The organism is Microcystis sp. M_QC_C_20170808_M9Col, from assembly GCF_007095495.1.
GTDB lineage: Bacteria > Cyanobacteriota > Cyanobacteriia > Cyanobacteriales > Microcystaceae > Microcystis > Microcystis aeruginosa.
On record NZ_SFBZ01000148.1, the window covers coordinates 1 to 13030 of the forward strand.

General features: G+C 40.9%; 15 protein-coding genes. 3 read left to right on the forward strand and 12 right to left on the reverse strand.

Annotation, left to right across the window (positions count from 1 at the left end):
* Positions 1 to 492: 492 nt before the first annotated feature.
* The 12 genes from EWV68_RS08890 to EWV68_RS08945 form a co-directional block, all read right to left on the reverse strand.
* The gene (locus EWV68_RS08890) at positions 493 to 1041 is read right to left on the reverse strand and encodes an NADH-quinone oxidoreductase subunit B family protein (protein WP_002740992.1); all 549 of its coding nucleotides are present in this window, start codon (positions 1039 to 1041) and stop codon (positions 493 to 495) included.
* 186 nt (positions 1042 to 1227) lie between these two features.
* Positions 1228 to 1692 carry a hypothetical protein gene (locus EWV68_RS08895; protein ID WP_239697985.1) on the reverse strand — a complete coding sequence of 155 codons (465 nt, stop codon included), beginning with the start codon at positions 1690 to 1692 and terminating at the stop codon, positions 1228 to 1230.
* A gap of 4 nt (positions 1693 to 1696) precedes the next feature.
* Positions 1697 to 2095: a hypothetical protein gene (locus EWV68_RS08900; protein WP_046660527.1), complete on the reverse strand. Its 399-nt coding sequence runs from the start codon at positions 2093 to 2095 to the stop codon at positions 1697 to 1699.
* 6 nt (positions 2096 to 2101) lie between these two features.
* Positions 2102 to 2818, reverse strand: coding sequence for a bidirectional hydrogenase complex protein HoxU (gene hoxU / locus EWV68_RS08905; protein ID WP_287169537.1), 717 nt, complete (start codon positions 2816 to 2818; stop codon positions 2102 to 2104).
* An 85-nt stretch (positions 2819 to 2903) separates the two neighbouring features.
* Positions 2904 to 4532: a hydroxylamine reductase gene (gene hcp, locus EWV68_RS08910; protein WP_287169538.1), complete on the reverse strand. Its 1629-nt coding sequence runs from the start codon at positions 4530 to 4532 to the stop codon at positions 2904 to 2906.
* 421 nt (positions 4533 to 4953) lie between these two features.
* A complete protein-coding gene (locus EWV68_RS08915) occupies positions 4954 to 5172 on the reverse strand; it encodes a type II toxin-antitoxin system HicB family antitoxin (RefSeq protein WP_287169539.1) in 219 nt (72 codons plus the stop codon).
* A 454-nt stretch (positions 5173 to 5626) separates the two neighbouring features.
* On the reverse strand, positions 5627 to 6013 hold the full coding sequence (locus tag EWV68_RS08920) for a type II toxin-antitoxin system VapC family toxin (RefSeq protein ID WP_002734288.1): 387 nt from the start codon (positions 6011 to 6013) through the stop codon (positions 5627 to 5629).
* On the reverse strand, positions 6010 to 6273 hold the full coding sequence (locus EWV68_RS08925) for a type II toxin-antitoxin system Phd/YefM family antitoxin (protein ID WP_002796475.1): 264 nt from the start codon (positions 6271 to 6273) through the stop codon (positions 6010 to 6012). The genes EWV68_RS08920 and EWV68_RS08925 overlap by 4 nt, the downstream gene beginning before the upstream one ends.
* Positions 6274 to 6579: 306 nt before the next feature.
* On the reverse strand, positions 6580 to 6792 hold the full coding sequence (locus EWV68_RS08930) for a hypothetical protein (RefSeq protein ID WP_002780190.1): 213 nt from the start codon (positions 6790 to 6792) through the stop codon (positions 6580 to 6582).
* Positions 6793 to 6828: 36 nt separating this feature from the next.
* Positions 6829 to 8961 (reverse strand): tetratricopeptide repeat protein, encoded by a 2133-nt coding sequence (locus EWV68_RS08935; RefSeq protein ID WP_287169541.1) that lies wholly within the window; start codon positions 8959 to 8961, stop codon positions 6829 to 6831.
* A gap of 95 nt (positions 8962 to 9056) precedes the next feature.
* The gene (locus EWV68_RS08940) at positions 9057 to 10373 is read right to left on the reverse strand and encodes a P-loop NTPase fold protein (RefSeq protein WP_287169542.1); all 1317 of its coding nucleotides are present in this window, start codon (positions 10371 to 10373) and stop codon (positions 9057 to 9059) included.
* A 147-nt stretch (positions 10374 to 10520) separates the two neighbouring features.
* A complete protein-coding gene (locus tag EWV68_RS08945; protein WP_287169543.1) occupies positions 10521 to 11516 on the reverse strand; it encodes a hypothetical protein in 996 nt (331 codons plus the stop codon).
* A gap of 169 nt (positions 11517 to 11685) precedes the next feature.
* Here EWV68_RS08945 and EWV68_RS08950 point away from each other — a divergent pair, with 169 nt between their 5' ends.
* The 3 genes from EWV68_RS08950 to EWV68_RS08960 all read left to right on the forward strand — a co-directional run bounded on the left by EWV68_RS08950 (position 11686) and on the right by EWV68_RS08960 (position 12532).
* Entirely contained in the window at positions 11686 to 11976 is a 291-nt protein-coding gene (locus EWV68_RS08950) for a YiaA/YiaB family inner membrane protein (protein WP_002758035.1), read from the forward strand.
* A 69-nt stretch (positions 11977 to 12045) separates the two neighbouring features.
* The gene (locus EWV68_RS08955; RefSeq protein ID WP_061430645.1) at positions 12046 to 12288 is read left to right on the forward strand and encodes a hypothetical protein; all 243 of its coding nucleotides are present in this window, start codon (positions 12046 to 12048) and stop codon (positions 12286 to 12288) included.
* A 67-nt stretch (positions 12289 to 12355) separates the two neighbouring features.
* The gene (locus EWV68_RS08960) at positions 12356 to 12532 is read left to right on the forward strand and encodes a hypothetical protein (RefSeq protein ID WP_192845962.1); all 177 of its coding nucleotides are present in this window, start codon (positions 12356 to 12358) and stop codon (positions 12530 to 12532) included.
* Positions 12533 to 13030: the final 498 nt, after the last annotated feature.

Sequence of the window (13030 nt, forward strand, 5' to 3'; positions counted from 1 at the left end):
GGTAAGCAAAGCACGACGTTTTTAAAAATTTTCAGCTATGTATTTCCGAGAAATCGACTAAAAACGTTGCCAGATAAGGATTTGAGAGAATGACATTTGCGAGAATGAAACGACCCTACCCAAACCCCCCGTTGGGGGCGTGGCGCCGCCCCCAAACCCCGGAGCGCATTAGTTTTTCGGTGGGATGCTTACACGCAGCCGCTGACGCATCTGTAATAATTTAAGAGTCACTCCACTTGCAGGAGTGCCTCTCCTGATTTGTAGCCTATACTCAGCAGATTTAGTATAATCAGTAAACAGTAATCAGCGAAAAGACAGCAGCAAACTGGCATTTGATCAGGCTCACTTAATACATACTGCTCACTCAAAACTTAAAACTCAAATCTTATAACTGATAACTGATAACTGATAACTGATAACTGATAACTGATAACTGATAACTGATAACTGATAACTGATAACTGATAACTGATAACTGCCTTTCTGATTCAATTAACCAAATTTAATCATTTCTCGTCCTGCCATCACCGGTAATTCCCCTTTTAAAATCGGAATCAATGTCTCGCGAATTCTGTCCGCATCGGGGGGACATCCCGGCATAAAAATGTCGATGGGAATGACTTGATGGACGGGCAGCACTTGATCTAATAATTCGGGAACGATACCGGGTTCTTCTGGTAGTTGAGGCGTGTTATCTCCTAACTCTAAATAAGCCCTTTTTAGCACGGGATCGGCAGTTCCTAACATATTCCGCATAGCGGGAACGTTAGCAGTCACGGCGCAATCACCAAAAGAAACGACGGTTTTGGTATTTTGACGGACTAGATGAATTAGTTCTAAATTATCCTGATTAGCGATCGCTCCTTCCACTAAACAGACATCGACATTTTCCGGATAGGTTTTCAGATCGCAGCCGACGGGACTATACACCACGTCAACTTTTTCGGCTAATTCTAACAGCCATTCATCCAAATCGAGGAAGGACATATGGCATCCCGAACAACCGGCTAACCAGACAGTAGCAAAGCGAATTTTAGACATAATTTTAATTCCTTGTTTGTTAGGTTTGGGCAATAGTGATTACTAGCTAAGTAAGTGGTTCTAATTAAATAGAAGATAGATTTTGCCTTCGATCCCCCCTGCCCCCCCTTGATAAGGGGGGTGCCGATAGGCGGGGGAATCCCCCTTAATAAGGGAGGTATCTGACAATTTTTAACACCTACCTACTTAATAGAAAAGCGGCTGTTTACCGAGGGGCGGGTTTTTGCCTGTCTCGACAAGTTCCTGATTATCTGCAATTAAAGAAAAAAGATCGATCCCCTTCCATTCTTGCAAAAATTCACAGATTAGCTGTGGTGTCCAATTTTCACCTCTAAAAAACTTAAATTTTTTCGTGTGGACATTGAGAAAAAAATGCAAGATATTACATTGATCCTGCGCCCCGAAAATAGTCCCCTTGACTGTCCAATTATCCACACTACTGGCGTAATCCTCGATCGCCCGATCTGCCGCCGCCACACGCTCTCGGTGTTGATCACAGAATTGGCGAAGCATCTGGGGAAATCGCCCAACTTCGGCGAAAAGTTCGATCGCGGACCAAGCTAAATTGGTTGGTTGAGATTGATAATCCAGCAGGGATAGACAGCGATCCAAGGCTTGCAGAAAGATCTGTTCGAGATTTGTATCATTCATAACATTATTGATTCCCTTGACGCAGTAGGACAGACCAACCATATTGAGCTTGAGCGATTTCGTGAGCAGAAGGCTGATTCATACCCTGATTGATCACTAAATCCGATTCTAAGATTTCGTGTTCTAAAAAGACACGATCAATCGCCGTTCCCTGTCCTCGCGCCATCCGCAACCACGCCTTTGCCATATCAATACTAGGCCAAAATTCATGCTGACTGACACCGCTACCGAAAGCGTAGTCCTTTGCTCGTTGAGTTTCCTGAGCAGAAATACCGCAGTAATCGGAAATCAGGCGAATATCTTCATTCATCCCCATAATCTCGTCATACAGAGCCATTTCCGCCCGCAGATACTTGGCATAAATACCTAGATGTCCCCAACGAGCGTTTTGAGAATCTACCATTTTTCGCTAACGCGTCCATTGGTGTTGAGTCCTAGCATTAACTAAAAATTCCAACTTCGAGCGATCTTCCTCTTTTTCAGAAACGGCGGAACCCTTGCGGAATATCGCCCCGGTTGGACAAGCGGCAACACATTTGCCGCAGGAAGTACAGGCGGAAACGCTGCCCCAAGGCTGATCCATTCCCGCAATAATTTTATCTTTTTCGCCGCGATAAGCCAGATCCCAAACGTGCGCCCCTTCAATTTCATCACAGACTCGCACACAACGGGTACAGAGAACACAACGATTATGATCGATACCGAAAAGAGGATGGGAAATATCTACTTCTCGCTTGGGAAAACGGTAGGGAAAACGACTATGATCCATACCCACTTCGATGGCTAAATCTTGCAATTCACAGTTACCATTAGCCACACAAACCGCACAAACGTGATTACCTTCAGCGAATAATAATTCCACCGTCATGCGGCGATATTCTTTCAGTTTTGGGGTATCGGTATGGACCACCATTCCTTCCGCCACCTCCGTTACACAGGCGGGTAATAATTTATTAATACCTTCAACTTCTACCAAACATAAGCGACAGGCAGCCACTTCGGAAACCCCATCGAGATGACAGAGGGCAGGAATTTTTATTCCTACCTGACTAGCGGCTGCGAGAACTCGCGAACCTGCTTCGATCGCTACATCTTTACCATCAATGCTTAAAGTGATTACGGACATAAAAATTATTCTCCTTGAGGATAATATCCCTCTCCTTCCCATAGGCCACGGTTTGTGGCCAAGGGTGGGATTTTTACAGAAAGTTTTAACCTAGACAATCGGCTAAGTCTTTTGCGGGGGTGGTAATCGGCTGCAGGTGATAGGTATCGGAGAGGAATTTGAGGACGTTGGGGGAGATAAATGCCGGTAAAGTTGGTCCCAGACGGATATTTTGCATACCTAGATGTAGCAGGGTGAGCAGTACAGCGATCGCTTTTTGTTCGTACCAAGAGATAATTAGGGAGAGGGGAATCTCATTGACACTAACGTTAAAAGCGTTGGCTAATCCTAGGGCGATTTTGATGGCACTATAGGCATCGTTACATTGTCCCAAGTCCATTAGCCGGGGTAATCCTTCGATACTACCTAATTGTTTGTCGAAAAAGCGGAATTTTCCACAGGCAAGGGTTAAAACGATGCAATCTTCGGGGACTTGTTCCACAAATTCGGTGTAGTAATTGCGATCGGGTTTTGCCCCATCGCAGCCCCCAACTAGGAAGAAGTGACGGATTTTACCCTGTTTAAGGGCATCAACCACCGTATCAGCGACACTGAGAACGGTATTGTGGGCAAATCCCACCATTACCTGCCGAGGTTCGCTTATTTCAGTAAATCCGGGCAATGACTGCGCTTTAGCAATCACGGGACTAAAATCGATCGCACCGTCCACTGTTTCTAAGCGGTTAATATGGGCATAACCCACAGGTCCGAGGGTAAAGAGTTTACTTTCATAGTTTTCGTGGGGGGGCATGAGACAATTAGTAGTTAAAACTATTGCCCCCGGAAACTTAGCAAATTCTTTAGTTTGATTTTGCCAGGCGGTGCCATAATGACCGTAGAGATGGGGATATTTTTCTTTGAGTTTTGGATAACCGTGGGCGGGTAATAATTCTCCGTGGGTATAGACTGTTATCCCAGTATTGGCAGTTTGTGCCAGTAAAGCCGCTAATTGTTTAATATCATGGCCGGAGACTAAAATGGCTTTACCTAGACGCGGATTTAAGGGAACATTTGTCGGTATGGGATGACCGTAGGTTTCCGTATGACCTTGATCTAATAATTCCATGGCCCGCAGGTTTGCGGCCCCGACTTTTAGACAGATTGCCACCCAATCATTCAGGTTTAAATCCCCGCGGTCAATTGCCGCTAAAGTCTCTTGGATAACCTGATAAACTGAGTCATCCTCTTGACCTAATTCCTGAGCGTGGAAAGTATAGGAAGCCAGACCTTTAACTCCGTAGATAGCGGTTAACTTTAGGGAAAAAATATCGAGATCCTGTACTTTTTCAATTAGTTCTAAGGATACTTCTTGACCTTGGCTGACTAGGCTCTCATTAAAATTAGGCTGATAGTTAGCAAGTGCAGACCAGTCCACCGATCCCAATTGTGCTTTTAAATTTTCCCGAATCTCTAAACAACGCTGAATATAATCGGTAAAACGTCTTTGATCGAAGTTCACATTGGTCATGGTGGCGAAAAGCGACTCGCAGGTAAAAATATCGGCTTCGCGAGTAGATATTGCCGCTTCTTTGGCTTTTAAAACCACCGATGCTAATCCCCGCAGACAATAAACTAATAAGTCTTGAACGGCGTTGACTTCGGGACTTTTTCCACAGGCTCCCCACTGATGACAACCATTACCACTAGCGGTTTGTTCGCATTGTTCACAAAACATAAGTTTTCTCTCTTTTTTCAGTAGATTGACAGATTGTTGCGATTTTTTTCTACTAAATTGAATTCTGCTTTTTTGAAAGTTATTTATTAGCCTTCACCCGGCAGGAATTATGGATTTTACTACTGGAAAGCTTGTCTTGACAGCCTCTACTCTCTGAACTATGTTTTTATTCTCTCACTTTTTTTGCCAGTTGGGTTCTGATTTTAGATTTCCTCAAGAATTACCGATTAAACAATTATTTAGTTGTCTTAAGTAAATTAAGTATTTTTGGTGATTTTTATGATATAATGAGCGAAATTTTCGATTTTTAGGTGGTCAATTATACTAAATCCGTTGAGTATAGGCTACATATCAGGAGAGTCACTCATGCAAGAGGCAAAAGGGGGAATAAATAATCAGTCTTTGTTAACCAGATTTAGTATTAAATACTTAGAGAAATTGATTCTAACAAGCATTCTTCTAGAGGAATCGGTTGGTTTTGTTGTTGATAGGCTAAAATCATTTCCAAGAGAGCATCTTTGAGCATTTCTCGACATTCTTCTAAGGTTGCTCCTTCGGTAATCACTTCTGGCCATTCTATCAGTTGTCCCATGTAACCAGAAGGAATTTTTGTATATTTAGCAGTATATTGATTGAGCATAGTTATCTCTTTTTTTATTTACTTAACTTAACCGATCATCTCGCCGAATCTGATCAAAATCTTTATCTGTTTTTGCCAGATACTGATATTTGACATCAAGACTGATGAACGATTTATTTGATTAGTGGTATTCCGAGATCTTTGCAGATTTTATTAGCGAGAATATCCCTAATTTCCGTATGTCTTGGAATCGCAGATCTTTTATTTAATTGGGGGTTAAACCACCAAGAATGGCTAGGACTTGCTGAAAAAGTACGGGCGAAGCATTCGGATAGAAAATCTACGGTTTCACCGATAGGTTATTGTCCGAATGCTTCGCCCCTACAGGACGCGGGCCGATGAAGACGCAAGGTTTTGAACGACGATTCTCTCAAAATCTTGCACCTGTGAGAGCAAAACAGAACCCTAAAACTCTTACCTCGTCTATATTTAACATTTATTCAGCAAGCCCTATCTACCAATCTATCTGAACAGGATATTTTGCTAATATTGAATCATGGCTAATCAGTCTAGCATTTTCAAGATTAGCTTGAGCAACTAACAAGCGGTCAAATGGATCTTTATGGATGTTAGGTAAAGTATTTAAAGCTAAAACATGGCTGACTGTAATTGATAAAAGGCCAATTTGGTTAGTTTCCTGCTGAGTATTAATCATTTCTGCTAAAGGTATCTTGAGTGATAGTTTACCTAGTTGTAGTTTGATTTGCATTTCCCAAATACTTGTAATACTAAGTAATAGCGTATTACTAGGATCTCTACACAGTTCTAAAGCTCTTTGAGAGAGTTTTTCTGGTTCGCTATCCCACCAAATAAATGTATGGGTATCTAAAAGAAATTTCATGATTCACCTGTCCAAAATTCTTCAGGAAGTGGCTCATCAAAATCTTCGCTAGTCCCAATTTTTCCAGCGTGTAGTCCTGGTTGTCGTAACTTAGGAGAAGGAGTTTCAGACGTTGTTTTTTCAGTATCTCCCCAAGGAATTAGACGAGCTACAGGCTTGTTTCCTTCGGTTATAATAATTTCAGTATCTACCTTTATTAAGGCAAGGAGTTCTTGTAAAGTTAACTGTACTTGATTGAGATCAATAGTTTTGTTTGACATGAATAATTTTCTCTATTTATTTACTTCACAAAATAAAACAGGATTCAGTGATAACTGCCTCACAAGTTAATAAAGGTTTGGCAACTTTTTTCCATTGCTGAATTGCCCAATTGTGATAATTATCACTCCGGTATGTCTTGGAATCGCAGATCTTTTATTTAATTGGGGGTTAAACCACCAAGAATGGCTAGGACTTGCTGAAAAAGTACGGGCGAAGCATTCGGGCAATAACTTATCGCTGAAACCGTAGATTTCCTATCCGAATGCTTCGCCCCTACAGGACGTGATCGATAAACTGTTTGCGTTTCATACAACAATTTTCTCTTCTTGGTAGTTTCCCTTAGTAGCGGCAATTGCTTCCTGTTTATTCAATTCTAATGCTTCGCTAAGAGTAATTTTTAGGGTTTCTAATAACTGATCACGGGATGCTTCTTGACAGTTAACTCCCGGAATTTCTTCTATCCAACCAATCCACCAATCTCCGTCTGGCTGAATGATAGCTGTGTAGGTGTTAGTCATAGAATATCTCCTTAGCTAAAATACAAATATATATTATTATACTCGATTTAGGAAACTCTGAAACCGCTCATCTCCCCGAATCTGCTCAAAATCTTTATCTGTTTTTGCCATATCCTGATATTCGACATCAAGATTGATGGCGCGTTGTAAGTTTTCGATAGCTAATTCCACATTATTTTGTAAGCCATAACAGCAAGCTTTATTGTAGTAAGCATTAGCATGATTTGGATTAATTTTAATAGCACGATCACAAGATTCTAGTGCATCTTTATATCGTCCCATACAAGTTAAAACATATCCTCGATTATCCCAAGTATCAGGGTAATCGGGTTTAAATTCTAAAGCTCGATCGTAGGATGCGATCGCTTGTTCAAATCTGCCTAAATTACCTAACGCATTCCCTCGGTTGTTCCAAGCATAAGGGTCATCGGGTTTAATTTCTAAAGCTCGATCACAAGATGCGATCGCTTGTTCAAATCTGCCTAAATTAAATAACGCATTCCCTCGGTTGTTCCAAGCTTGATGTAAATCGGGTTTAATTTCTAAAGCTCGATCGTAAGATGCGATCGCTTCCTCAAATCTGCCTAAATTACCTAACGCAAACCCTCGGTTGTTCCAAGCTTCATACTTATCGGGTTTAATTTCTAAAGCTCGATCGAAGGATGCGATCGCTTCTTCAAACCTGCCTAAATTAAATAACGCAGCCCCTCGGTTGTTCCAAGCTTCATGTAAATCGGGTTTAATTTCTAAAGCTCGATCGTAGGATGCGATCGCTTCTGCAAATCTGCCTAAATCATCTAACGCAAACCCTCGGTTGTTCCAAGCTTCATGTAAATCGGGTTTAATTTCTAAAGCTCGATCGTAGGATGCGATCGCTTCTGCAAATCTGCCTAAATCATCTAACGCAAACCCTCGGCCGTACCAAGCTTGATGGTAATCGGGTTTAATTTCTAAAGCTTTGTCGTAAGAGGCGATCGCTTCTTCTAATCTGCCTAAATTACCTAACGCAACCCCTCGGTTGTACCAAGCATCAGGGTAATCGGGTTTAATTTCTAAAGCTCGATCGTAGGATGCGATCGCTTGTTCTAATCTGCCTAAATCATCTAACGCAATCCCTCGGTTGTACCAAGCTTCATGGTCATCGGGTTTAATTTCTAAAGCTTTGTCGTAAGATGCGATCGCTTCTGCAAATCTGCCTAAATCATCTAACGCAACCCCTCGGTAGTTCCAAGCATCATGGTCATCGGGTTTAATTTCTAAAGCTTTGTCGTAAGAGGCGATCGCTTCTGCAAATCTGCCTAAATCAGCTAACGCAACCCCTCGGTTGTACCAAGCTTCATGGTCATCGGGTTTAAATTCTAAAGCTCGATCGTAAGATGCGATCGCTTGTTCGTATTCTTTTCCCATTTGATGAATTAAGCCTTTTTTATGCCACAATTCAGATGTTTGAACAGGATCGAGAGATGGGGAATCGCTTAAATAGGCCTTAATTTCGGCTAACTTTTCCTGTCGTTGTTGGGGAGTGAATTGTTGATAGGTATCGAGATCGCCGTCTAAATAAACCAGTCTTTCAATTTCTCTTTCCAATATGTCCTTATCCGTCGGAAATTCATAAACTCCCGAATACCAATCAAAAAAATCCGACGCACGACGAATAAAATACCGCAAGGCAAATTCCGGCAATAAGAATACTAAAGTAAAGGGAAATTGCCGCTCAAATCGCTCACGGGATAGGTTTAAATAGCCTAAAATCTTAGGAACTCCGGCCCAGGTTCCCCCATAAACCGGACTTTGACTCGACAAGAAATAGCCTTCACTTTCCGCTTCTTCGTAGCGCAGTAGTGCATTTTCTAAACCGCGCACAAAAAGAATGTTTAGATTGGTATAATTTGGTAGATCGACAATTTTCTCATACAAATTATCGGTTTCTGAATCAAGCTGCAGGACTTGAATATTTTTATTAGGTAAATCTTGACTGACTCTCCGAATAATCTCATCAGCTTGCACGGGAGAACAGCGAACAAAGAGTAAATTAAAGCCATTTTTTCGTCTCAGCGATCGCAGTAATGATTGATAGGATTCTGCTGCTGTTAGGGGTTGCTCTTCTCGCAATCCTTCAAAATCCGACTCCTGAGAGTTAGTTAAGGGTTTTAATTTCGGGTTTGTCATTATTATATATAGCTGTATTCAGATTTATGAGGTACACTAATTTTCTCACCTGTTCCCTGTTTCCCGCTCCCCATTCATCATTCATAATTCATCATTCATAATTCATCATTAAACTCCTTAATTTTGGTAATTAAAGGATGCACATCATGCCAACTTTTCAACTCTGCATCTGCATCAAAATAAGCATATTGTAAAATACAACGATTGAATAATAATTTACGATGAGCTTCATCATTTTGAATTTCGTTGGTACGATATACCTTAGCCAGAATTTTCCACTGCTCGTGTTCTACTGTTCTCTGATAAACATCTCTAGCTTGAGTTATTGCTCTTTGAGCAGCTTTTGCGGTAATAGGTAAAGCATCCACATGATCTAAAGCGGTTTGCATTAATAAAATTAGGTTTCGTACATGACCTCCAGTCATTAAACATAATCGCTCCAGAACTTCTTGACTTTCAAAAATATCTGTTTCTAGCTTTTTCGTCGGTAAAAATTGCTGCGTTCTTTTCTCAATAATAGCCTTAATTTTTGCCATACCATCAGGATTAATAGTACGATCAAGATTGCGGATCATAATCATCGGTAAAACCATCGGGTCATTATCATAAATATCCCGTAGATCATTGGCCCGATTAGAATAGGCCATTGAAATAGGTATAGTATAAATCAAATGACAATTTAACCCCTTTAATTGATTAGCTCGATCTAAAAAAATCTCATCATGATTAGTTTTATGATCTCGCCGATTTATCGGTACGATGCGATCTAAGTTATCAACAATTACCACTAATTTTGTTGAATCATCTAAGACAGTTTTGCTATTATCAATAAACTCATTTAGTGCTGTTAACAGCGTAACAGTATGAGGATTGATTTTATTTCTTATTTCTTGTCTTTGACTGGGAATTGCCCGAATCGCCGCAGACATTTTACCAAAATATTTAATCAAGTCTCCCGTTTCTAATTTGACATCTTCCACTTTAATCTCTGTTAAAGCTAAATCAATTAAATCCTGCCAACGGGATTTTATCCAGTTTTTTAATGGGGTTGAATTAGCCTGTTTTAGTTGTTCTAATAAATGGCGCGTACAGGCAATGAGAATATCTGTATATTGAGCATCTTCTGGATCGATATCGTCTTCATCTGCCGCAAAATAAACAACAAAACAATTTTTTTGCTCTAGATATTTTTTCAGCCGCAATAATTCCGTGGATTTCCCCCCTCCTCGATGTCCTGTGTAGAGTTGATGGGTGTACTCTGTTGGCAGCGAACGAATAATTTTTCTGCCCAAATCTTGACAGACATCGGCATCCGCTCTCACTGCTTTTAGATCCACATAAAAGGGACTATCGGCAGGTAAAGGAACCGGTTTAAAGGCATTAGCAAGATTAGCGATTAATTGTTCAGACATAGGCGACTATAGCTTGATTGATGTCATTATTATAACAATACTTATTGACAAGATGTTATACCAAATCCGCTTTTAATATTACCACTAACTCTCGATCGAATTTCAAAAACCCAGTTATGGATTTTTCCCCCTACTCCCCACTCCCGATTAAAATTGAATTACACTCATATCTAGGGATAAAAAGCGATCGAGTCCTAAATACATCCAATAAATAGAGTTTGGGGATTCCTGAATAGTTTTTTGAAATCCCAAGGCGGCGGCTAATTTCTCATAATCGGGATGAATAATCAAAGTATGTAAATCGCAGATATTAGGAAACTCTAAGGTCATTCTCTGGAGAGTTTTTTGGGCATCTTGCAGAAAAATTAAACGATATTTATCTAAATAATTAGTATCGATCATCCAACTGCGAATAAATACCGAAAGACAATTTTCATCTCCCACGGATGCCATTTTAAAAGGATCCTGTTCGTTGATCGCACTTAGATGTAAACTCTTGTTAGGAGAGGTAAAAAAATTCGCTTCCGACTCGTTTGCGGTGGGATAGAGGAGATAAAAACCGACGGGATTAAGATTATCTACCCGACGCAAAACTCGCATACCTGTAGTGTAATCTTTTGCCCAACCCCGCAACAGACGAGAAATGCGATGGGGAATTGCTTCAGCATTGCGATTCATCCAGTTATAATTGCGTGTCAGCAAGTTAGCCACAGGAATCGCATCACAACGGGGATTAAATTGATCTAATTGCAATTCTACAGATGATTCTGAGCTATCAGGCTCTAAAATCCCCGTAATTGGCTTGATTTTAATTCTGGTTGTGTTGCCGTCAAAAATTTTTTCAATTAAACCAAGGGCTGCTAATTTATCTAACATCATACCGGCAGAGCGATCGCTGCCCTGGTCCTGATCCTGATAAAATAAATCCGATGCTTGCCGATGGGTACAGATAATGGCAGTGGTGGGAAAAATTAACTGGGATAAAGGGGGTTTTACCTGTCCCTCCTTGGCAATCGCATAAATCCAGAGACGCAGAAAACAAGTGGCACGCACCCGGGTTAATCCCACTCTCCCCACTAAGCACTCGATCATTTGTTCTTGTTTTTCCCAAGGAAACCAAATTTTCAGGTGTTTAATCTCCATCTTTTTGCTCCTAGATTCTGACAACGATTATACTTTATACTTCACTCCACTTCACCCCACTTCACCCCACTTCACCCCAGTTCTCAACCCTCCCCCTACTAGATAGCGCTCATTGTTGTTGCACCTCTAGAACCGACAAAATGGTTCCAGAAACATTTAGGAGACGATCATGAACGATAAAAAATACGGTACTGCTCCCAGTCACACTCAAGCGTGGATTTTTCAAACTTGGTTATCTTTTATTGTCTCTATTTCTGCCACTTCTTTAGGAGTTATTTATCTACCAGTAGATCCGTGGATTAAAGGTTATTTAGGCATGGGTTTACTATTTAGCGTCGGTTCCACCATTAATTTATCAAAAACTGTCCGCGATGTCGAAGAATCTAAACGCTTAATTAATCGCATTGACGAAGTAAAGTTAGAACGGATCTTGACTCAGTACGATCCTTATAAGGAGTAGTTTTTTCCAGTTATTGGTTATCGTTTTTTCGATTATTCTAACTCTTTTTTCTGACTTAGGAGAGTTTATATGCTATTCACAACTAATCTCATCGGTGTGACCAAAGGAATAATTTCTCTTTTACAAAATCCTAGTAACATTCTGTCTGTATATGATATTGAAGATGGCTTAAAAGAGAGTTGGTTACAGCGATTATCTTGGCAATATGTTAAAAGCGATCGGGAGCATCTCACCTTTGTAACTCCTAAATTAAGTTTTATGTCAAGCTATTTTGAAAGCCTTGCTAGAAGACAGTTTCATCGACAAGTATAATTACTCACTTGCAAAAATGAGATGCCTCCTCCCTAACAAATAAACAAACCAATAGATACTTGAGGCAATGATGATTGCAGAATTAAATATCCGGTTAGAAGCCCACGAAAAAACAACCGAAGAGATAAGGCTACGGAAGGAAGCTATCGACCGGCAGTCGGCCGAGTTCAACCAATGGATGACCGGAATCAAAGCAAGGCTGGACGCGATCGCAGGCAAGATCGAACGGGACAAAAAACACTAAGTAGGGTTTGCTGAATAAGTCCCCAGAGGGAATCTAGGAGCCACACAGTTGGCAAAATGGTAATTTCGTCGCTTAGTTGCTGAATTTTATCTGGCGATCGCTAATAAAAGTGCAAGGGTTTTGAGTCCCTCGGATCGATTTCTCAACGTTTGTTTCTGGCACTTTTTTGGCTAAAAAAGTGCCAGAACCCTTTTCTGGCAAGGCTTTTGCCGATATTCAGCAAGCCCTAAGTAGAGCCAACGCAAAGCACTCGCTACGCGAAACCGCATTCTCTGTCTCACAAGAAAAGGTGCTTTATGGTTTATCGTCGGCAAATCGATCGCTTCGACCAACTAACCGAACATAAGCCCACCTTATCACCCCAACAAGAAATACTTTTGTCAAACCCCTTTACAAACCGATACAAACTCTCTAAGATAGAGACATCATCAATCGTACCTCGATAACTTAATAGGAATCATAAACCAATGACCACCACTCTACAACAGCGCGAGAGCG

Bases quoted from the DNA above. Each gene is read 5' to 3' on its own strand.
- EWV68_RS08890 (WP_002740992.1), bottom strand. From the start codon at position 1,041: ATGTCTAAAATTCGCTTTGCTACTGTCTGGTTAGCCGGTTGTTCGGGA.
- EWV68_RS08895 (WP_239697985.1), bottom strand. From the start codon at position 1,692: ATGAATGATACAAATCTCGAACAGATCTTTCTGCAAGCCTTGGATCGC.
- EWV68_RS08900 (WP_046660527.1), bottom strand. From the start codon at position 2,095: ATGGTAGATTCTCAAAACGCTCGTTGGGGACATCTAGGTATTTATGCC.
- hoxU (WP_287169537.1), bottom strand. From the start codon at position 2,818: ATGTCCGTAATCACTTTAAGCATTGATGGTAAAGATGTAGCGATCGAA.
- hcp (WP_287169538.1), bottom strand. From the start codon at position 4,532: ATGTTTTGTGAACAATGCGAACAAACCGCTAGTGGTAATGGTTGTCAT.
- EWV68_RS08915 (WP_287169539.1), bottom strand. From the start codon at position 5,172: ATGCTCAATCAATATACTGCTAAATATACAAAAATTCCTTCTGGTTAC.
- EWV68_RS08920 (WP_002734288.1), bottom strand. From the start codon at position 6,013: ATGAAATTTCTTTTAGATACCCATACATTTATTTGGTGGGATAGCGAA.
- EWV68_RS08925 (WP_002796475.1), bottom strand. From the start codon at position 6,273: ATGTCAAACAAAACTATTGATCTCAATCAAGTACAGTTAACTTTACAA.
- EWV68_RS08930 (WP_002780190.1), bottom strand. From the start codon at position 6,792: ATGACTAACACCTACACAGCTATCATTCAGCCAGACGGAGATTGGTGG.
- EWV68_RS08935 (WP_287169541.1), bottom strand. From the start codon at position 8,961: ATGACAAACCCGAAATTAAAACCCTTAACTAACTCTCAGGAGTCGGAT.
- EWV68_RS08940 (WP_287169542.1), bottom strand. From the start codon at position 10,373: ATGTCTGAACAATTAATCGCTAATCTTGCTAATGCCTTTAAACCGGTT.
- EWV68_RS08945 (WP_287169543.1), bottom strand. From the start codon at position 11,516: ATGGAGATTAAACACCTGAAAATTTGGTTTCCTTGGGAAAAACAAGAA.
- EWV68_RS08950 (WP_002758035.1), top strand. From the start codon at position 11,686: ATGAACGATAAAAAATACGGTACTGCTCCCAGTCACACTCAAGCGTGG.
- EWV68_RS08955 (WP_061430645.1), top strand. From the start codon at position 12,046: ATGCTATTCACAACTAATCTCATCGGTGTGACCAAAGGAATAATTTCT.
- EWV68_RS08960 (WP_192845962.1), top strand. From the start codon at position 12,356: ATGATGATTGCAGAATTAAATATCCGGTTAGAAGCCCACGAAAAAACA.